This is a genomic window from Rhizobacter koreensis, from assembly GCF_013366375.1.
In the GTDB taxonomy this organism is placed as follows: Bacteria; Pseudomonadota; Gammaproteobacteria; order Burkholderiales; family Burkholderiaceae_C; genus Schlegelella_A; species Schlegelella_A koreensis.
The window spans coordinates 306,851-326,794 of sequence record NZ_JABWMJ010000006.1 but is presented as its reverse complement, the minus strand read 5'-3'; the positions used below and the strand labels follow the sequence as shown (position 1 = coordinate 326,794).

17 protein-coding genes are annotated in these 19,944 nt (G+C 71.0%); 7 read left to right on the top strand and 10 right to left on the bottom strand.

The window, feature by feature from the left end:
- Window positions 1–59: 59 nt before the first annotated feature.
- Window positions 60–938, top strand: a complete 879-nt coding sequence (locus tag HQN59_RS14805; RefSeq protein WP_176069873.1) for a cytochrome c oxidase subunit 3 — start codon at window positions 60–62, stop codon at window positions 936–938.
- Window positions 939–1,005: 67 nt separating this feature from the next.
- Here HQN59_RS14805 and HQN59_RS14800 read toward each other — a convergent pair whose 3' ends face one another.
- Window positions 1,006–1,224 carry a twin transmembrane helix small protein gene (locus HQN59_RS14800; protein WP_176069872.1) on the bottom strand — a complete coding sequence of 73 codons (219 nt, stop codon included), beginning with the start codon at window positions 1,222–1,224 and terminating at the stop codon, window positions 1,006–1,008.
- Between the two features lie 45 nt (window positions 1,225–1,269).
- Here HQN59_RS14800 and HQN59_RS14795 point away from each other — a divergent pair, with 45 nt between their 5' ends.
- From HQN59_RS14795 to HQN59_RS14775, 5 genes are read left to right on the top strand one after another with little or no spacing between them, the layout of a single operon-like run.
- The gene (locus HQN59_RS14795; RefSeq protein ID WP_217704137.1) at window positions 1,270–2,007 is read left to right on the top strand and encodes an SURF1 family protein; all 738 of its coding nucleotides are present in this window, start codon (window positions 1,270–1,272) and stop codon (window positions 2,005–2,007) included.
- Window positions 1,961–2,674, top strand: a complete 714-nt coding sequence (locus HQN59_RS14790) for an SCO family protein (protein WP_176069870.1) — start codon at window positions 1,961–1,963, stop codon at window positions 2,672–2,674. The genes HQN59_RS14795 and HQN59_RS14790 overlap by 47 nt, the downstream gene beginning before the upstream one ends.
- A gap of 1 nt (window position 2,675) precedes the next feature.
- Window positions 2,676–3,842: a COX15/CtaA family protein gene (locus HQN59_RS14785; RefSeq protein ID WP_342451211.1), complete on the top strand. Its 1,167-nt coding sequence runs from the start codon at window positions 2,676–2,678 to the stop codon at window positions 3,840–3,842.
- A gap of 28 nt (window positions 3,843–3,870) precedes the next feature.
- Window positions 3,871–4,815, top strand: coding sequence for a heme o synthase (gene cyoE / locus HQN59_RS14780; protein ID WP_176069868.1), 945 nt, complete (start codon window positions 3,871–3,873; stop codon window positions 4,813–4,815).
- Window positions 4,779–5,390 carry an SCO family protein gene (locus HQN59_RS14775; RefSeq protein WP_176069867.1) on the top strand — a complete coding sequence of 204 codons (612 nt, stop codon included), beginning with the start codon at window positions 4,779–4,781 and terminating at the stop codon, window positions 5,388–5,390. The genes cyoE and HQN59_RS14775 overlap by 37 nt, the downstream gene beginning before the upstream one ends.
- Window positions 5,391–5,475: 85 nt before the next feature.
- On the opposite strand, the gene rpoH is transcribed toward HQN59_RS14775, so the two are convergent.
- The 3 genes from rpoH to ychF all read right to left on the bottom strand — a co-directional run bounded on the left by rpoH (window position 5,476) and on the right by ychF (window position 11,040).
- Complete coding sequence (gene rpoH, locus HQN59_RS14770) at window positions 5,476–6,396, bottom strand: RNA polymerase sigma factor RpoH (RefSeq protein ID WP_176069866.1); 921 nt, start codon at window positions 6,394–6,396, stop codon at window positions 5,476–5,478.
- A gap of 168 nt (window positions 6,397–6,564) precedes the next feature.
- A complete protein-coding gene (locus HQN59_RS14765; protein WP_176069865.1) occupies window positions 6,565–9,765 on the bottom strand; it encodes a PAS domain S-box protein in 3,201 nt (1,066 codons plus the stop codon).
- A gap of 180 nt (window positions 9,766–9,945) precedes the next feature.
- Window positions 9,946–11,040, bottom strand: a complete 1,095-nt coding sequence (ychF, locus tag HQN59_RS14760) for a redox-regulated ATPase YchF (RefSeq protein ID WP_176069864.1) — start codon at window positions 11,038–11,040, stop codon at window positions 9,946–9,948.
- Between the two features lie 63 nt (window positions 11,041–11,103).
- Here ychF and HQN59_RS14755 point away from each other — a divergent pair, with 63 nt between their 5' ends.
- Window positions 11,104–12,015, top strand: a complete 912-nt coding sequence (locus HQN59_RS14755) for a pirin family protein (protein ID WP_176069863.1) — start codon at window positions 11,104–11,106, stop codon at window positions 12,013–12,015.
- A gap of 60 nt (window positions 12,016–12,075) precedes the next feature.
- Here HQN59_RS14755 and HQN59_RS14750 read toward each other — a convergent pair whose 3' ends face one another.
- From HQN59_RS14750 to HQN59_RS14725, 6 genes are all read right to left on the bottom strand, one after another.
- Window positions 12,076–13,083 carry a Bug family tripartite tricarboxylate transporter substrate binding protein gene (locus tag HQN59_RS14750; RefSeq protein WP_176069862.1) on the bottom strand — a complete coding sequence of 336 codons (1,008 nt, stop codon included), beginning with the start codon at window positions 13,081–13,083 and terminating at the stop codon, window positions 12,076–12,078.
- Window positions 13,084–13,168: 85 nt separating this feature from the next.
- Window positions 13,169–13,975, bottom strand: a complete 807-nt coding sequence (locus HQN59_RS14745) for an enoyl-CoA hydratase-related protein (RefSeq protein ID WP_176069926.1) — start codon at window positions 13,973–13,975, stop codon at window positions 13,169–13,171.
- Between the two features lie 5 nt (window positions 13,976–13,980).
- Window positions 13,981–15,702 (bottom strand): AMP-binding protein, encoded by a 1,722-nt coding sequence (locus tag HQN59_RS14740; RefSeq protein ID WP_176069861.1) that lies wholly within the window; start codon window positions 15,700–15,702, stop codon window positions 13,981–13,983.
- 37 nt (window positions 15,703–15,739) lie between these two features.
- Window positions 15,740–17,074 carry a sulfatase family protein gene (locus tag HQN59_RS14735; RefSeq protein WP_176069860.1) on the bottom strand — a complete coding sequence of 445 codons (1,335 nt, stop codon included), beginning with the start codon at window positions 17,072–17,074 and terminating at the stop codon, window positions 15,740–15,742.
- Window positions 17,075–17,143: 69 nt separating this feature from the next.
- The gene (locus tag HQN59_RS14730; protein ID WP_176069859.1) at window positions 17,144–18,793 is read right to left on the bottom strand and encodes a tannase/feruloyl esterase family alpha/beta hydrolase; all 1,650 of its coding nucleotides are present in this window, start codon (window positions 18,791–18,793) and stop codon (window positions 17,144–17,146) included.
- Window positions 18,794–19,015: 222 nt separating this feature from the next.
- Window positions 19,016–19,867, bottom strand: coding sequence for a helix-turn-helix transcriptional regulator (locus tag HQN59_RS14725; protein WP_176069858.1), 852 nt, complete (start codon window positions 19,865–19,867; stop codon window positions 19,016–19,018).
- Between the last annotated feature and the right edge of the window lie 77 nt (window positions 19,868–19,944).

Here is a 19,944-nt window from a genome sequence, read left to right as displayed (position 1 = left end):
CTCAACCTTCCGTCGCGCCCGTCGCCGGTCCCCCTTCGAACCCCGTCCCAGGAGCAACCATGTCGGCCCTGACGCAGACCCAGCCCCACTATTTCATTCCATCGCCGTCGCGTCATCCGGCGATGCTGGCCTTCTCGATGCTGCTGGTGATCTTCGGCGCCAGCCGCTGGGTCAACGGCGCCGGCTGGGCCGGATGGCTCGTGCTCGCCGGTCTCCTGTTCTGGGCCTGGGTGCTGTTCCAGTGGTTCCGCGACTCGGTCGGCGAGAGCGAGGGCGGCCTCTACAGCAAGCGCATCGACGTCTCGTTCCGCTGGAGCATGAGCTGGTTCATCTTCTCGGAGGTGATGTTCTTCAGCGCGTTCTTCGGCGCGCTGTTCTACATGCGGGTGATCACGCTGCCGACGCTCGGCGGCCTCGACAGCGCGGTGCTCTGGCCCGACTTCAAGGCGGTCTGGCCGTCGGCCGCGCCGGGTTACACCGCTTCGCCGGGCAAGACCATCGAGGCGTTCGCGACCATGGGCCCGTGGCCGATCCCGACCATCAACACGCTGCTGCTGCTGTCGTCGGGCGTCACGCTCACCATCGCGCACCACGCGCTGATCGCCAACCGGCGCGCCCGCGCCGTCACCTGGATGTGGTTCACGGTGCTGCTCGGCATCCTGTTCCTGAGCCTGCAGGCCTACGAGTACTTCCACGCCTACAGCGAGCTCAACCTCAAGCTCAGCTCGGGTCCGTACGGTTCGACGTTCTACATGCTCACCGGCTTCCACGGCTTCCACGTGCTGGTCGGCATGCTGATGCTGCTGTTCATCACGATCCGGCTGATGCGGGGGCACTTCACCCCCGAGCGTCACTTCGGCTTCGAGGGCGCGGCCTGGTACTGGCACTTCGTCGACGTCGTCTGGCTCGGCCTGTACATCGTCGTCTACTGGCTTTGATCCGGCGCGGCGCTGCGCGCCGCGCCGTCTTCGCTGGCGGCGCCTGGGGCGCCGCCTGTTCGTTGGGTCAGCGGCCCAGCGGAATGCCGCTCGGCTGGATCCAGCCGAGTGCATACGCGGCGAGGATGCACAGCACCAGCAGGATCGACAGGCCGACGCGGACGGCGAGCGCGCGCATCATGTGGCCGCCCTTGGAGCCTTCGCCGCCGCCGCGCAGCATGAAGAAGCCGGCAGTTCCGAGCGCAGCGAGGATGGCGACGAACGCGAGGCCGACGATGATCTTCATGCGGCCGGATTATCGGCGCCGCCGCCTCGCGCGGTCGGAAGCGGCTTGAGCACCCCCGAGCCACGCTGGCGGCGTTGGACCGTGCTGGTCGCGACCGTGCTGGTGGTCGCGCTCACCGCGCGCCTGGGCATCTGGCAGCTCGATCGCGCGGCGCAGAAGACCGCGCTTCACGAGCTGCTGACCGCACGCGCCGCCCTGCCGCCGCTGCGCACCGCCGAGCTGGCCCACGATCCGCTCGGAGCGGCCGCGCAGCACTATCGGCCCGTGCAGCTCGAGGGCCGCTGGGTGCCCGAACACACGATCTACCTCGAGAACCGGCAGCTGAACGGTGTGCCCGGCTTCTTCGTCGTGACCCCGCTCCTGCTGGCGAGCGGCGACGCGGTGCTGGTGCAGCGCGGCTGGGTCGCGCGCAACTTCGCCGACCGGGCAGCCGTGCCGCCGGTGCCGACGCCCGCCGGTACGGTGACCCTCAGCGGGCGCGTTGCACCACCGCCGGCACGGCTTTACGACTTCGCTGGGGTCGCGAGCGGGGTGATCCGTCAAAATCTCGACCTCGCGCAGTTCGCCGGCGAAACCTCGCTGCGCCTGCTCCCGCTGTCGGTGTGGCAACTCGACAGCACCTCGACGCCGAGTGACGGTCTCAAGCGCCAGTGGTCGCTGCCCGTCACCGATGTCGACAAACACCATGGCTACGCCGCGCAGTGGTTCGCCCTCAGCGCGCTCGCCGCAGGACTCTATGTCTGGTTCCAACTCGTCAGGCCCCGGCGGCGCGCACGCGCCTGATCCGGGCCCGCTGCTGAGTTTCAGCGTGCATGCCGCTCCGTCGGTCGAGGCCGACGCAATGGCGCAGCGCACCGCCGGGGGCCGGCTGCAGATGGCGTTGGTGCTGCTGATCTGCGCGGCACCGGTGATCGCGTCGTACCTTGCGTACTTCGTGATCCGTCCCGACGCCCGCACCAACTACGGCGAGCTGATCGTGCCGCCGCGCGCCCTGCCGGCCGACCTGGTGCTGCGCGATCTCGACGGGCGCGCGGTTCCGGCGACCACGCTGAAGGACCAGTGGCTGCTCGTCGTGGTGTCCGACGCGGCGTGCGACGCGCGCTGCGAGCGCCACCTCTGGGTGCAGCGCCAGCTGCGAGAGATGGCCGGCCCCGATGCCGGCCGCATCGACAAGGTCTGGCTGATCGCCGACGCTGCGGCGCCGCGTCCCGAAACGCTCGCCGCGGTACGCGCCGGCGTGCCGGCGACGGTGCTGCGCGCGCCGCGGGAGGCGCTGGCGCGCTGGCTCGCGCCCGCGGCCGGTCATTCGCTCGACGAGCACCTCTACATCGTCGACCCGATGGGCAACTGGATGATGCGCGAGCCGATCGATGCCGACCCGAACAAGGTCAAGCGCGACCTGCAGCGCCTGCTCCGCGCGTCGTCGAGCTGGGACCGCGAGGGCCGCTGACGTGAACCTCGCGCCGCCGTCGTACGACTTCGGGCCCGCCGCCGCGATCCTCGCGCTCGGCCTCGCGCTCGCCTGCATCCCGATCGTCTCGGTCTGGCGGCGCCACCGCTCAGCCGAACGCCGCTCGGTGCTGCGCGCGCTGACGCTGGTCACGCTGTTCCTCACCTTCGACCTCGTCCTGCTCGGCGCCTACACGCGCCTCTCGGATTCCGGCCTCGGCTGCCCCGACTGGCCGGGCTGCTACGGCCACGCGAGCCCGCTCGGCGCCATCAACCACATCGACGCGGCGGCGACGCTGAGCCCCGACGGCCCGGTGACGCGCTCGAAAGCGTGGATCGAAATGGCGCACCGCTACATGGCGACTGCGGTTGGCGCGCTGATCGCGGCGATTGCCGGCTTCAGCTGGTTCTCGGCGCGCCGCCATCCGATCGGCGTCTCGCCGTGGTGGCCGACGCTGACGCTGTTCTGGGTCGCGCTGCAGGGCGCGTTCGGCGCCTGGACCGTGACGTGGAAGCTCTACCCGCTGGTCGTCACCGCGCACCTGCTCGGCGGCGTGCTGCTGGTGGCTCTGCTCGCCGCGCAGAGCGAGCAGTACCGGCTGGAGCCGCTCGCCGTGTCGCCGGCGCTGCGCGCCGGGCTGGTCGCGGTCGGCGTGCTGACGCTGGTCCAGGTCGCGCTCGGCGGCTGGGTCAGCACCAACTACGCGGTGCTCGCCTGCGGCAGCGACTTTCCCTCGTGCCTCGGCTCGTGGTCGCCGCCGATGAACATGCAGGAAGCGTTCACGCTGCGCCGTGAGCTCGGGCGCTCGGGCGATGGCGACTTCCTGCCCTTCGAGGCACTCACCGCCATCCACGTCACGCACCGCATCGGCGCGCTGATCGTGCTGCCGGCGCTGATGCTGCTGGCGTGGCGGCTGCGCGCGACCGGCGACCGCGCCGCGCGCCGCTTCGCCGGCGGGATCGTGGCCATTGCCGGCTGGCAGCTCGCGACCGGGGTCGGCAACTTCGTGCTGAGCTGGCCGCTGCTGGCGGCGGTGGGCCACACCGGAGGGGCGACGGCGCTTGTCGCACTGCTCGCGATCCTGCTGGTGCGCCAGTCGCGGGTGACGGCGAGCGTGGCGTCGCCGGCACCTGCTGCGCACAGGGTCTCCACCCAACCGGCGCGCTGACCGAATCGTGGAATCATCCGCCTCGACCATGACCGAGACCGTCGCCTCCCGCGCCGCGGCGCTGTCGATGCCCTCGCGCGCGCGTCAGTACGTCGTGCTGACCAAGCCGCGCGTGGTGCAACTGATCGTGTTCTGCGCGGCGATCGGCATGCTGCTCGCGAGCCCCGGGCTGCCCGACTGGCAGCCGGCGCTGGCCGGGGTCGCCGGCATCTGGCTGGTGGCGGCGGCTGCCGCCGCATTCAACTGCCTCGTCGAGCAGCGCATCGACGCGACGATGGCGCGCACCCGGCGCCGCGCCACCGCGACCGGCGAGCTCACCACCGGTCAGGCGCTCGCCTTCTCGGTGCTGCTGTGCGTCGTCGGCAGTGCGCTGCTGTGGGTGTTCGTCAACCCGCTGACCATGTGGCTCACGTTCGCCACCTTCGTCGGCTATGCAGTGATCTACACCGTGGTGCTGAAGCCGCGCACGCCGCAGAACATCGTGATCGGGGGCGCGTCGGGCGCGATGCCGCCGGTGCTCGGCTGGGCCGCGATCCGCGGCGAGGTCGGGCCCGAGGCGCTGATCCTGTGCCTGATCATCTTCCTTTGGACGCCGCCGCACTTCTGGGCACTCGCGCTCTACCGCGCCGAGGACTACCGGCGTTCGGGCCTGCCGATGCTGCCGATCACGCACGGCTCCGACTACACGCGGCTGCACGTGCTGCTCTACACGCTGATCCTGTTCGCGGCGAGCCTGCTGCCCTTCGTCTACGGCATGAGCGGCGCGATCTACCTGGCCGCGGCATGCGTGCTGGGCAGCATGTTCACCGCGTACGCGTGGCGGCTCTGGCGGGCCTACTCGGAACCGCTCGCGCGGCGCATGTTCCGCTTCTCGATCGTCTACCTCGCGCTGCTGTTCGCCGCGCTCCTGCTCGACCACTACGCGGCACCCGTCCTGTGCGAAGCCATCTACGACACCTCCTGCTGGGTCTGACCGTCGCGGCGGCAGCCGTCGCGAGCGGGTGCGACCGCCTCGGCGCCGCGCGCGCGCCGCAGTTCAACGGCACCGACATCACCGGCGCCGAGTTCGCGCGTCGGCTCGAGCTCCCCGATGCGTCCGGCAAGGTGCGCACGCTGGCCGACTGGAAGGGCAAGGTCGTGGTCGTGTTCTTCGGCTTCACCAACTGCCCCGACGTGTGCCCGACGACGATGGCCGAGCTGGCCCAGGTGCGCCAGGCGCTCGGCGCCGACGGCGGCCGGCTGCAGGTCGTCTTCGTCACACTCGATCCCGAGCGCGACACGCCCGAGGTGCTGCAGCGCTACGTGACCAACTTCGGGCCCGACTTCGTCGCCCTGCGCGGTACGCCCGAGCAGACCGCAGCGGTGGCCAAGGAGTTCAAGATCTTCTACGGCAAGGTTCCCGGCAAGACGCCGGGAAGCTACAGCGTCGACCACACCGCGGCATCGTTCGTGTTCGACCCACAGGGCCGCGCGCGCCTTTTCGAGAGCTACGGCCGCGGTGCCGAGGCCCTCACCGCCGATCTGAAGGCGCTGCTGGCGTCGAGCTGACCTCCGCTCGGTCGCCTCACGACCTTCCGGCACCATTGATAACGGCCCCCGCAGGGGCCGTTTGTCCACGCGCGCAGCCCCCCGATCAGGCGACCTCGGCGAGCGCCTTGCGCATCTTCTTCATGGCCGCGACCTCGATCTGGCGGATCCGTTCGGCGCTCACGCCGTACTCGCCCGCGAGTTCGTGCAGCGTCATGCCGCCCGAGTTGTCGTCGCGCACGTTGAGCCAGCGCTCCTCGACGATGCGGCGGCTGCGTGCGTCGAGCGAGTCGAGCGCGAGTGCGATGCCGTCGCCCGCCAGCCAGTCGCGGGCCTTCGACTCGATCACGCGGGTCGGCTCGGTCGCCTCGTCCGCCAGGTAGGCGATCGGGGCGTAGCTCTCCTCGCTGTCGTCGGTCTGCGGGTCGAGCGCGACGTCGCCTCCCGAGAGGCGCGTCTCCATCTCGAGGACTTCCTCGCGCTTGACGCTCAGCGTCTCCGCCAGCGAGTCGACCTCAGCCGGCGTGAGCGTCGAGCGGTGCGTGTCGGCCTCGGCGGCTTCGTCCTTCAGGCTCTGCTTGAGCGAGCGCAGGTTGAAGAACAGCTTGCGCTGGGCCTTGGTCGTCGCGACCTTGACCATGCGCCAGTTCTTCAGGATGTACTCGTGGATCTCGGCCTTGATCCAGTGGATCGCGTAGCTGACCAGGCGAACGCCCTGATCGGGGTCGAAGCGCTTGACGGCCTTCATCAGACCGACGTTGCCCTCCTGGATCAGGTCGCCGTGCGGCAAGCCGTAGCCCAGGTACTTGCGCGAGATCGACACCACCAGGCGCAGGTGCGACAGCACGAGACGGCTCGCCGCTTCGAGGTCGCCGTGGTCGCGCAGGCGCCGCGCCGCATCGACTTCCTCGGCGTGAGTCAGCAGCGGCACCCGGTTCGCGGCCGCGATGTATGCGTCCAGATTCCCCAGTGACGGGAGCATCGCCCACGGATCGCGGAGGGCGACAGCAGTGCTTGTGTTGTTCATGGCGGTTCTGACCTAGGGAAACCCCTTTAGTTCCGTCAGATATTAGCACTCGGGTCCCGAGAGTGCTTAACGAATGGCTGTCGCTTTGATTGTTTGGCCCAATCGTCCCGCTGAAGTGATTGCTGCCACGCGCAGGCCCGTCAGACTGACTGCACGGGAGTGAGTTCCCTAATGGAACGTCGTCTCCATGGCACCGAGCAGCTCATCGACCACGCCGAGCAGCTCGCCGACGTTGACGGGCTTGGTGAGGTAGTGCGCGGCGCCGGCCGCGAGCGCATCGGCGATCTGCTGCGTCAGCGCGTCGGCCGACACCACGACGACCGGCACCGTCGAGGTCGCCGGGTCGGCACGCAGCTCCCTCAGCAGGTCGAGGCCGTTGGCGTCCGGCAGATGCATGTCGAGGAGGATCAGGTCCGGACGCGTGGCGCGCACCACCGCGAGGCCCTCCCGCCCTGTCGTCGACACCGTCATGTCGATCTGCGGTCGCTGCGCGAGCACGCCGCGCATCACTTCGACGTTGGTTTCGTTGTCCTCGATGTAGTGGACGACGCGACGGTGGTACTCGGCGGATGCGCTCGCCAGCGCGTCCTCGAGCGAGTCGGCGAGCAGCGACTGCGCGGCCCCCGGCAGCGCGAGCACGAACGACGAGCCCTCGCCGGGCGCGCTCGCCGCGCGGATCGAGCCGCCCATCAGTTCGGCGAGGCGCTGGCTGATGACGAGCCCGATGCCGGTGCCCTGCAGCGCCGTCTTCTCGCGGCCGAGCCGGTTGAACGGCTGGAACAGCTCGCCGACCTGCGCCGGCGTCATGCCGAGCCCGCTGTCGCTGATCGCGACCTCGACCATGCCGCCGGCGCCACGGCCGGCCACGTGGATGCGGCCGCCGTCGACGTTGTACTTGACCGCATTGCTCAGCAGGTTGGTGAGGATCTGCTTGACCCGGGTGGCGTCGCCGAGCAGCCGGCTGCGGCCGGGGTCGAACTCGCGCGTGATGGCGATGCCGCGCTTCTCGGCGTCGCCCGACACCATGGCGACGCTCGATGCGACCAGGTCCTCGACCTCGAGCGCGACGATCTTCAGACGCAGGTTGCCCGACTCGATGCGCGAGAGGTCGAGCACGTCGTTGATCATCTCGAGCAGGTGCCAGCCGGCGCTCTGGATCTGCGCCACCCACGGGCGCTGGCCGGGCGCCAGCGGCGTGCGCTGGTCGAGCTCGAGCAACTGGGCGAAGCCGAGCATCGCGTTGAGCGGCGTGCGCAGCTCGTGGCTCATGCGCGAGAGGAAGTCGCTCTTGGCGCGGTTCGACGCCTCGGCCGCCTCGCGGGCGCGCTCGGCTTCCTGCAAGCGCAGGTGCTCGGTGATGTCCTCGACCACGCCGACGATGCGCCACGGCTGGCCGAGCGCGTCGCGCAGCAGCGTGACGGTGGTGCGGGCCCAGACCAGCGAGCCGTCCTTGGCGACGAAGCGCTTCTGGCGCCGGTACATCGGGATTTCGCCGAGCACCAGCCGGCTGGTCAGCTCGACGTCCTCGGCGATGTCCTCGGGGTGCGTGTAGTCGTGCGGCTCGAGACCGAGCAGCTCGGCCTCGCTGTAGCCGGTCATCTCGCAAAAGCGCGGGTTGGCCTGGATCACCCGGCCCGGCAGGTCGCTGTAGACGACGCCGATCGGCACGTTGTCCACGATGTTGCGAAAGCGCTGCTCGCTTTCGCGCAGCGCGGCCTCGGCGACCTTGCGCTCGGCGACCTCATTGACCAGCGCCGCGGTGCGCTCGCTCACCGCGCTTTCGATGCGGCGCGCGCGTCCGGTCACCGTGAGCAGCGAGGCGCCGAGCATGGTCGCCGACACCAGCCCGACCAGCGCCGCGGCCCAGGCGCTGCGATCGAAGCCGACCGGCAGGGCGCCCGGCCGCGCCGACACGTGCAGCTCCCAGTTGCGGTCGGCAAAGCGCAGCGGCTTGACCCGGCTGGTCGCGCTCGGCGTGGTCTCGCAGCCGGGCGGACCGGCCAGGCGCCGCGGCGTGCCCTCGGCATCGGCATCGACGACGCAGACGCGCAGGTACGGCGGCAGCTCGTTGGCGATGCTCGCCAGCTGGGTGTCGACCGGCACCGCGACGAAGGCGACGCCGCGAAATGCGTCCTCGCGCTCGGCTTCGTTGGTCGGGTTGCCGGCGTAGACCGCCTGCACGACCGCCACTCCGACGCGCTGCTCGCCCGGTCGACGGCTGCGCAGCTGGAAGCCTGCGCTCGCAATGGGCATGCCGCTGCGGATCGCCGCTTCCACGGCGTCGCCGGCGGGCTTCACCGACAGGACGTTCAAACCGAGCAGCTGCGGCCGCGTGCCGCGCGGCTCGGCGTAGCGCACGGGCAGCATGTCGCCGTTGGAGCGCTGCGCAACCGGGGGGATGCGCGCCGGCGCGTTGCCCGCGGACAGCAGCGACGCGTCGGCGAAGCGGTCGTAGACCCGCAGGCCCGCGTTGCCCTCGCCTCGCGCACGCGCCTCGAACGTTGCCACCTCGTCGCCGGGCACTCGCTCGGCCCAGCCCATCGCGCCGAGAACGCCGCCGCGCAGCCAGTTACGCGAGGCCAGCTCGACCGCGTGCTCCGAAAGCGCGGTCGAGACGTTGACGACGCTCTGCAGCGACTCGAGGGCGTGCAGCGGCTCCTGCAGGCGGGTGCGCAGGACGAGCGCGGCACTGTTGACGTCGTGCTCGAACCCGCGCTCGAAGCGCTCGGCGTTCCAGCGGCCCACTTGGATCACGGCAAGCGCGAGTGAGGCCGTCACCAGCGTCAGCGTCAGGCCGACCGACAGGCGCCGCGACGCCCACTCGCCGCGAGGCCGGCCGATCAGCGTGAGCGTGATCGGCGTCGCGATCAGCAGCCCCGCGAGGTCGCCGGCCCACCAGACCCCGCCGTTCAGCAGCAGTTCGCTGCCGCGGAGCGTGCCCGTCGCGGCGAGCGCGCTCGTCGCGAAGAGGGCGCTGATCCAACTTCCGACGGTGCACGCCAGGAAGAAGCGGCCGACGTCGCTCGGTGCCGTCAGCGTGAGCGGCTGGCTGACCCAGCGCCGGATCAGTGCGGCGACGCACGCGGTCTGAAGCGTCGCGCCGACCGCGGCCGCAAGCGGCAGCAGCGCGTGCACGCTGTCGACCGCGTCGTGGCGCGCCCCGTTGACGAGCGCCGCGGCGACGAACACGGCGACCAGCATGCGCGGGCCGTAGACCAGCACGCAGGCCAGACCGATGCCGGCGGCAGGAAAGAGAGGCGACGCGTGCCCTGGCGGCAAGGCGAGCTCGAGGGCGAGGACCCCGGCAACGAGGTAGGCGGCCGTTGCGACGACGGTCGCGAGACGCCAGCGGCGCCGTTCGTAAGGCATCAGCGCGCGCGCCACTCGGACTCGCTTCCCTGGGAGGGCGCGGCAGGAGGTGGCAGGGCGCTCGCGACGCGCCGCCCGGCTGCGGTGGCCGGCGCGGCCGGCCCTCGCACGAGGTCGATCTCGGGACGGATCACGCTCGTCGCGCCCGAAGGCAGGTGACCGCCGGCACCCGTGCGGCGGCTACACGTTGAACAGGAAGTTCAGGACGTCGCCGTCCTTGACGAGATAGTCCTTGCCTTCCGCGCGCATCTTGCCCGCTTCCTTGGCGCCCTGTTCGCCCTTGCAGGCGATGAAATCGTCGAAGGCGATGGTCTGCGCACGGATGAAACCGCGCTCGAAGTCGGTGTGGATCACGCCGGCAGCCTGCGGCGCGGTGTCGCCGACGTGGATGGTCCAGGCGCGGACCTCCTTCTCGCCGGCCGTGAAGTAGGTTTGCAGGCCCAGCAGCTTGAAGGCGGCGCGGATCAGGCGGTCGAGGCCGGGCTCGCTCTGCCCCATCTCCTCGAGGAACATGGCGCGGTCGGCCTCGTCCATGTCGGCGAGCTCGGCCTCCGTCTTGGCGCAGATCGCGACCACCGGGGCGTTCTGCGACTCCGCGTAGACGCGCAGGCGGTCGAGGTGAGGGTTGTCCTCGAAGCCGTTCTCGTCGACGTTGCCGACGAACATCGCGGGCTTGGCGGTGATCAGGCAGAGCGGCTTCAGCACCGCAAGCTCTTCCTTGCTGAACGCGATGGTGCGCACCGGCCTGGCGTCGTTGAGCGCAGGCAGGCACTTCTCGAGCACGTCGACGAGGCGCTTGGCCTCCTTGTCGTTGCCGGACTTGGCGACCTTGGTCTGGCGCGCCAGCGTCTTCTCGACGGTCGCGAGGTCCGCCAGGCACAGCTCGGTCTGAATCACCTCGATGTCGGAGATCGGGTCGACGCGGCCGGCGACGTGGACCACGTTCTCGTCGTCGAAGCAGCGCACCACGTTGACGATCGCGTCGGTCTCGCGGATGTGAGCCAGGAACTGGTTGCCGAGCCCTTCGCCCTTGGAGGCTCCCGCCACGAGACCCGCGATGTCGACGAACTCGACGATCGCCGGCACCACGCGCTCGGGCTTGACGATCGCCGCGAGCTGGGCGAGCCGCGGGTCGGGCACCTCGACCACGCCAACGTTCGGCTCGATCGTGCAGAACGGGTAGTTCTCGGCGGCGATCCCGGCCTTGGTAAGCGCGTTGAAAAGCGTCGACTTGCCGACATTGGGCAGGCCGACGATGCCGCATTTGAGACTCATGGGAAAGCGCGCCTTGGGGCAGGGTGGGTCGGCGATTTTACGACCCGCACCTACACTCGCCGGATGACAATCGACGCACCCACCCCCGGCGCCGAAGACGCCGCGTTCGCGCCCATCAAGCCGCACCAGAAGGACCTCGGCGGCGGATTTACGGTGCGGCGCCTGCTGCCGGCGGCATCCCGGCGCGCGGTCGGCCCGTTCGTGTTCTTCGACCACTTCGGGCCGATCAACGCGGCGCCGGGCGACAACCACGACGTGCGCCCGCACCCGCACATCGGCCTCTCGACGGTGACCTACCTGTTCGAGGGCGCGATGATGCATCGCGACTCGACCGGCGTGGTGCAGCGCATCGAGCCGGGCGCGCTCAACTGGATGACCGCCGGGCGCGGCATCGTGCACTCGGAGCGCACGCCGAAGGACCTGCTCGACCGGCATCGCCGCACCCATGGCCTGCAGCTCTGGACCGCGCTGCCGGCGGAGCACGAGCGTGTGGCCCCGTCGTTCCAGCATGCCGCGGTGGCCGACATTCCGGAGCGCCGCGACGACGGCGTGACGGTGCGGGTGCTGGTCGGGCGCGCGTTCGACCTGGAGTCGCCGATTCGCACCTGGTCGCCGACGCTGCTGGTCGACCTCGGCTTCGAGCGCGGCTCGGGTGCCGAGATCGTGGTCCCCGACGCCGCCGACGAGCGCGCGCTCTACGGCCCCGACGAAGGCTTCGAGCTCGACGGCAGCTACGTGCCGCCGCAGACGCTGGTGCCGCTCGCGCCCGGCCGCACGCCAGTACTCGCGTCGCCCCGCGGGGGCCACGTGGTGCTGCTCGGCGGCGCGTCGGTCGGGCCGCGCTTCATGGTGTGGAACTTCGTCGCCAGCGACCGCGAGCGCATTCGCGAGGCCGAGGCCGACTGGCTCGCGCAGCGCTTCGACCCGGTGCCGGGCGAGACCGAGTTCATCCCGCTGCCCGAGCGGCGCGTCTGACGCGCCACCTGCTCGGCAAGCGCCGCCCGCCCCGAGAGCGGGCCGGCGGCGCCCCGCGCGTCACTCGCCCTTGAACCCGGTCGCCTTGACCACCGCGGCCCAGCGCGTCGCTTCCGAGCGCACCATCTTCTCGGCATCGGCGCGGCTGGTGCCGAGCACCGAGAAGCCCGCCTCCTCGAGTTTCTGACGAACCTCGGGCGTGCGCGTCGCCGCGACGATCTGACGGTTGAGGGTGTCGAGCACCGGCGCCGGCGTTCCGGCGGGCACGAAGAACGCGAGCCACGCCGAGAAGTCGATCTTGGGCATGCCGAGCTCGGCAAAGGTCGGCACGTCGGGCAGCAGCGGCGAGCGCTGCTGCGCGGTGGTGGCGAGCGCGCGCACCTTGCCGCCCTTGACCTGTGCGCTGCCGAGCGCGGTGGTGACGAACGCGCCCTGCACGTCGCCGGCGACGATCGCGGTGACCGCATCGCCGGTCGAGCGATAGTGGATCGGCTCGATCTTGAAGCGGCCGGCCTCGGCGAACATCTCGGCGCCGAAGTGGCCCGGGGTGCCGGCACCGAAGGTCGCGAAGTTGGTGCGGTCCGAGCGGCTCTGCGCCGCCTTGATGAACTCGGCGACCGTCTTCACCGGCGAATTCACCGGCACCACCAGCAGGAAGTCGGCGCGCGCCACCTCGGAGACGATCGCGAGCTCCTTGGCCGGGTCGTACGGCAGCTTGCTGAAGGCCGGCGGCGCGATGCTGATCGAGCCGACTTCGCCGAGCAGCAGGTTGTAGCCGTCGGGCGGGCTCTTCGCGACCGCCTGCGCGGCGATCTGGCCGCCCGCGCCGGCACGGTTGTCGATGACTATTGGCTGCTTCAGGTTCTCGCCGAGCTTCTGCCCGACGAGGCGCGCCACGACGTCGGGCGCCGTGCCCGGCGGGAAGCCGACGATCAGCCGGACCGAACGATCCGGATAGGTCTGCGCCTGCGCGAGGCCGGTTGCGCCGACGGCGCCGATCAGGGCCGCGGCGACGAGGCTGCGGCGGCGGGCCGAGAACCGGCGGGGGCGGGTGGGGTGCTGGGTCATCGTCGTCTCCTGGGGTTGATCGTTGGCGTCGGCGCGGTGCTCGTGCTCGCCGCGACGTACTGGTCGATGGTCGGCCGGATCGGGTTCAGCGCCCGGTGTAGTTCGGCGCGCGCTTTTCCATGAACGCGCGCGGTCCCTCGCGCGCATCGTCGGACGCCATGACCATGCGCTTGCTCTCGTCCTCGAGGCGAAAGCCTTCGGCGAGCGGCAATCCGCTCGCGGCGACCGCGGTGTGCTTGACGCGCTGCACCGCCAGCGGCGCGTTGGCGGCGATCCGGCGCGCGAGCTCGAGCGCCTTCGGCATCACCTCGGCGGCGGGGACGATGTGGCCGACGAGGCCGATGCGGCGCGCCTCGGCCGCATCGATCGGCTCGCCGACCAGCAGCAGCTCCATCGCCGCAGTCCAGCCGATCTGCCGCGGCAGGCGGACCATCGACCCGGCGAACGGCAGCACGCCGCGCCGCACCTCGGGCAGCGCGAACGTCGCGTGCTCGGCGGCGACGCGGATGTCGGTGCCGAGCACCATCTCCATGCCGCCGGCCATGCAGGCGCCGTTGATGGCGGCGATCAGCGGCTTGTCGATCGGGAATTCGCGCAGCGACGCCGCCGCCATCACGAACGGCTCGTCGAGAACGCGGCGGTCCCACTCGTCGGCCGGCGCGCGGTCGCCGCTGATCAGCGGCAGCATCGATCCGAGGTCGCCGCCGGAGCAGAACGCCTTGTCGCCGGCCCCGGTGAGGATGCCGACGCGCAGGGCCGGGTCGGCGACGAAGTCGGCCACGGCGTCGGCGAGGCGGCACACGAGCTCGGGCGTCAGCGCGTTGCGCGCGGCGGGGCGATTGAGCGTGAACGTCGCGATCGCGCCGTCCTTCCGGTACAGCAGCGGCAGCATCTCGCTCACGGCGTCACCTTGCTGCCCGACGCGCCTTCGAGCTCGGCGACGAAACCGTCGCGCAGCTCGAACTTGCGGACCTTGCCGCTCGGCGTCAGCGGAAAGCTCTCGACGAAGCGGAAGTACTTGGGCAGCTTGTGCCGGCTCATGTTGGCCTTGCAGTGGTCGCGCAGCTCGTCTTCGGACAATTGCATGCCGGCGCGCAGCTGCACGAAGGCGGCGGCCTCCTCGCCCATGTACGGATCGGGCACGCCGACCACCTGCGCCTGCTGGATGGCCCGGTGGCGCATCAGGAAGTTCTCGACCTCGGCCGGGTACACGTTCTCGCCGCCGCGGATGATCATGTCCTTGATGCGGCCGACGATGCGCACGTAGCCGTGCGCGTCGATGGTGGCGAGGTCGCCGCTGTGCAGCCAGCCGTCTCCGTCGATCGCCTCCGCGGTCTTCTCGGGCATCCTGTAGTAGCCGCTCATCACGCTGAACGTGCGCACCAGCAGCTCGCCGGGCGTGCCGAGCGGCACCACCCGACCCTCGGCATCGACGATCTTCAGCGCGATGTGCGGCAGCGGGATGCCGACCGTCGCCGACTTGAGCCCGAAGCTGTCGCTCGCCAGCGTGCCGGTGACCATCGGCCCGGCCTCGGTCATGCCGAAGCCGATCACCGGGTCGGCGCCGAAGCGCGCCTTGACCTGCTCGAGCACCGGCACCGGGATCGGCGTGCCGCCCGAGATGACGATGCGCACGCTCGAGGCATCGAACTCGGCGACGCGCGGGTGCTGCAGCATCGCGATGAGCATCGTCGGCACGCCGTGCAGGATGGTCGCGCGCTCCGCGGCGACGAGCTCGAGCAGCTTGAGGGCGTCGAAGTGGATCGCCTTGATCAGCGTGGCGCCGTGCACCAACAGGCCGAGCACGTCGACCACGTTGCCGGCGGTGTGGAAGAACGGCATCGCGGTGACCATGCGGTCGCCCGGCTGCAGACCCGCGCGCATCCCGAACAGGCGCGCGTTGTTGATGGTGCCGCGATGCGTGATCATGGCGCCCTTGGGCGCGCCGGTGGTCCCGCTCGTGAACTGGATCTGCGACGTGTCGCGCGGTCGCACCGCAGCCTGGCGCTCGCGCAGCACGCCCGCGTCGACCGCGTTCCCGGCCTCGAGCATGGTCGCGAACGGCATGAATCCGGCGCGCTCGCGTTCGCCGAGCAGCACGGCGCAGCGCAGCTGCGGAAAGGCGTCGTTCGCGATCGGCTGCCGCAGCGGCTCGTCGATCGCCGCGAGCTCGGGCACCAACGCGGCCAGCGCGTCGGCATAGGCGTTGCCGCGGTACTCGGCCATCAGCACGATCGTGTGCACGTCGGCCTGGCGCAGCAGGTACTCGAGCTCGCTCGAGCGCACATTGGTGTTCACCGTCACCAGCACGGCGCCGATCTTCGGCACCGCGAGTTCGAGCAGCAGCCACTCGGGCACGTTGGTCGCGAGCACCGCGACCTTGTCACCGGCGCCGACGCCGAGCGCGATCAGGCCCCGCGCGACCGCATCGACGCGCTCGCGCAGTTCGCGAAAGCCGAGTCGCAGGTCGAGGCCGATCTCGGGGTAGCGATAGACCACCGCCTCGCGGTCGCCGAGCGCCTCGGCCTGGCGGTCGACGAGCTCGCCCACGGTGAGGTCGAGCAGCTCGACGCCGGCGCTTTCGGCGTCCCATTCGGAGCGGTTGTCGCGGATGGCCATGGTGCGGAAGTGTGGGTGCTCGAGGCGCCGTCGCGCCTCAGCGCTGCGGCATGTCCTTGACCGAATAGCCGAGGCTCACCGTCGCGTCGGCGGGGATCGGCGGCATCGAGTCGTTCCAGCGCTGCCAGTGGTCGCGCATGCGAGCGAGGCGCTCGGGCTCGAGCGGCGCGCGATTGGCGCGCTCGCGCTCGTCGGCGTCGATGTCGAACAGGTATTCGTGGCCGTCGACCTGCAGGTACTTCCAGCGCCCATGGCGCAGGGCGCGCTGGCCGCGGTGATTCATGCGCCAGTGCATCGGCCGCTCGAACTCGGGGCCGCCAGCGAGGACGTCGAGCAGCGAGACGCCGTCGAGCGGATGCTCGGGCGCCGCGGCGACACCGGCGGCGTCGAGGAGCGTCGCGCTCCAGTCCATCGTGAGGCAGTGCTGCGCGCTGACGCGGCCCGGTCCGATCAGCGCCGGCCACTGGGCGATCCACGGCACCCGGATCCCGCCTTCGGTGAGGTCCATCTTGCCGCCGACGAGCGGCCAGTTGTCCGAAAAGCGCTCGCCGCCGTTGTCGCTGGTGAAGACGACGAGCGTGTCGTCGAGCACGCCGGCGTCGGCGAGCGCGCCGAGCACGCGGCCGATGCCTTCGTCCATGTGGTGGATCATCCGGCGATAGGTGTGGATGTTGCCGCCGGCGAGGTCGAACAGGTTGTCGCGAACGACCAGCGCGCGGCCGGCGTCGTCGCGCGTTTCCCACGGCCAGTGCGGCGCGGTGTAGTGGAGGCTCAGCAGGAACGGCGCGTCACCCGACGCGAACTCGCGCACCGTCACGACCGCGCGGTCGGAGAGCAGGTCGGTGAGGTAGCCCTCGTGGTGGACTTCTTCGTCGCCGTCCCAGAGGTCGTGCACGCCGTTGCCCGAGCAGTGGCTGAAGTAGTCGACGCCGCCCGACATGGGTCCGTAGAAGTGCTCGTAGCCCGAGCGCAGCGGTCCGAAGTGCGGCGGCAGGCCCAGGTGCCACTTGCCGACCAGCGCGGTGCGGTAGCCGGCGTCGCGCAGCAGCGACGCGATCGTCGGCTGGTCGGCCGGCAGGCCCAGCGTGGTGCTGCCGCGCGAGTTGTTGCGGATCGGCTCCTCGGCGGCGCCGCGCAGCCGGTACTGGTAACGCGCGGTCATCAGCGCGAAGCGGGTCGGCGAGCACACCGGCGAGTTGGCGTAGCCCTGCGTGAAGCGGATGCCGTTCGCCGCCATGCGGTCGAGCGTGGGCGATACCGGTCCGAAGTCGGCCGGCCGGCCGCCGTAGCAGCCGAGGTCGGCGTGGCCGAGGTCGTCGGCGACGATGAACACGACGTTGGGGCGGCGAGCGCTGCGCGGGCGGACGGTCATGGCGATCGGTGTTCGGCGTGGCGGGCGAGCGGCCGGTCGCCGCTCGGCCCGCAAGGCTACCCCGAGGCGTCAGCTGACTTCGCAGCTGAAGCTCGCCGCCGACTCGATGCTGCCGCTGCCGCGGTACTTCGCGAAGGTCGGATACGGGCAGAGCGGCCGCGTGCGGTTCGGGAACCATGCGTGGTTCGCGGGCGCGCCGGCCAGCAGCGAGTCGGGCGCGTTGCCCTTCTCGACCCACTCGACCATCGGCGTCAGCAGGTCGACGAGGTCGGTCGAGCGGCCTCCGGGGCCGTGCACCGCGCCCGGCATCAGGAAGAGGCGCACGAACGCCTGCGCCGCCGTCATGCCGCCGTTGTTCGCGGCGAGCCGCTCGACGTAGTCGACGGTGTCCTTGGCCGAGAAGATCGGGTCGGCGAGGCCGTGCACGAACATCAGCTTGCCGCCGCGCGCCTTGTACGCCGTGAGGCGGTCGTCCCGATAGGTGTCGTAGATCGACGAGGTCCACGCCATGCGCGCCGGGTCGGTGTCGAAGTTGAAGGCGAGGCCGTTGAAGGTCGGGTCGGGCGGGGTGAAGAACTCCCAGCGCAGCGCGTCCTGCATCAGCGTGACGTAGCGCGAGTCGGGCGTCGCGGTGGTCGACGAGCCCAGCGCCCAGGCGCGCCAGCCCGCGGTCGAGATGCCGGGGTCGGTGACCTGCCCGACGTAGAGCGAGGTGCCGGCGGAGTTCACCGGTCCGCTGAAGAGGCGCCGCAGCGCGGTGACCTGCGGTGCGGTCAGGCAGGTCGCCGTCTTGGCGCCCGGGCACTGCAGCACCACGGGGTCGAAGTGGCAGGCCTTGAAGTTGTTGACCATGCCGTCGGCCGTGCCGTCGAGCGCATCGCACTGCTCGAGGATCTTGGCCGCCGTAAGGTTGAGGTCGGCGTCGCTGTACGCCTTGCTGAGGATCGGCGCGCCGTTCTCGACCGGCGCGATCGCGGTGAACTGGATGTGGTTCCACATCGCGCCGATGGTTCCGCCGCTGGCCACGCGCATTGCCGGGTACGACGCGATCACGCCGTCGAAGTAGCTCGGGAACCGCTGCGTGAACATCATCCCCTGGCGCCCGCCGCCGGAGCCGCCGATGAAGTACGACTTGTCGGGTCCGCGGCCGTAGCGCTTCGCGATCAGCGCCTTGGCGTTGACCGCGGTCACGTCGAACGCGTTGTAGGCGTGGTCGACGCGGGCGATCGAGTCCGAGCCGAAGTCGGCGCCGGCGCCGCCGGTGTGGCCGCCGTCGGTGCTGACGACCGCATAGCCCTGCTGGATCGCCGGCACCATCGCCGTGATCGGGCCGACGTTCGGGCCGACCGCGTTGCCGACGCTGCCGTCGTTGCCGCCGCCGCCGACGAAGACCAGGCGGCCGTTCCAGTTGTCGGGCATGCGCAGGCGAAAGCCGATCTGGAACGTCTTGCCGTTGATGCCGATGCGCTCGTTGGTCTTGCCGTCGACCACACAGTGCGCGTTGAGGGCGGTGCCGGCCACCGTGGCAGCGCCGTCGGCGTTGTGCTGGGCGGCAAGCGTGGTCGCCGCGAGACCGGCGCTCGCAACGTTGGCGCACGCCTCGGTCGCGTTCAGCGGCACTGCCGCGGCGTCGTCGTCGCCGTCGCCGCCGCCGCAGCCGGCGAGCGCGGCGAGGATCGAAAGGCCGAGCACGGCCGGGGAAAGGTGCAGGCGGGTCATGGTGTTGCCTCGTCGAACAGGTGGCCACGGATGCTAGGGAGGCATCGCGCGGCGCCTGTCATCCCGGAGAACGACAGGGAAACCCCGAGGCGCGGCGCCGCTCGGCGCGGCCTCCGCCCGCCACGGCTGGCAAGCGCGGTGGCGGATCCGCGCCCAGTTGCGGAGCCGCTGCCGCAACCAGGCTGTGTCGAGCGCGTCGGGCGCGGCGGCGTGCCGCCACGGTCAGTGCGTCGGCTCGCCCGTGTGCATCGCGAGGCTGAACAGCTCGCTGCGGAAGTGGATGCCCAGACGATCGAACGCGCGATTGCGGTAGGTCTTGACGGTCGCAACCGACAGGCCCAGGTCGCTCGCGATGCCGTCGTGACTCCAGCCGCGCAACAGGCGCTCGCAGATCTGGGTCTCGCGCGCGGTGAGGCCGGGGCAGCGCCGGCGCAGCCGCTCGAGCGCGTGGGCGAGCGGCGCGACCGCGGGCTCGTCGGCCTCCGGGCACGCCTCGACGCCGAGCCGCGCCGCCAGCTCGATGTGCCGCGTCACGCAGGCAAGCAGCCAGCGTGCGGCCGATTGCGCCCATTCGAACTCGGCGTCGTCGAAGCGGCGCTGGTGCTCGTGGCGATAGAGGTTGACGGACATCAGCCCGCCGTCCGGCTCGGCGAGGATCAGCGAAAGGCGCTCGCGCATGCCGTAGCGCAGGTAGATCTGCTCGCGGTGCGCCGCGCCGAGCTCGTCGGCCGACCAGTGCGTCATGATCGCCGGAGCGCCGGGCGCCGCCTCATGGACGGGGTCGAAGCTCGCGTCGGCCTGGTAGAGGCCGGCGCGATAGACGCGGAAGCACTCGCCGGTGGTGTCGGGGATGCCGAAGCTGCCCGACGCGTGCAGGCGCGGCGGCTGGTGCCGGTGCACCCGGTAGATCGACCACGAGTCGACCGGCAGCGCGGCATTGAGGCTGGCGAGCGCCTCGGTGCCGAAGTTCGCGGTGCCGATGCTGCCGATCACGCCGGCCAGCGCGTCACCGGGCGCGCGCGCGGCATGGGCGCGCGCGGGGGCGCCGTCGGCGTCGAGGATCCATCGGTGCATGCGTCGTCTCCGCGTCGTGCGGCCGGCCCACGACGGCCGCGATCGACGAGCTCTGCGAGCCGGGAGCCGGGCGCTCC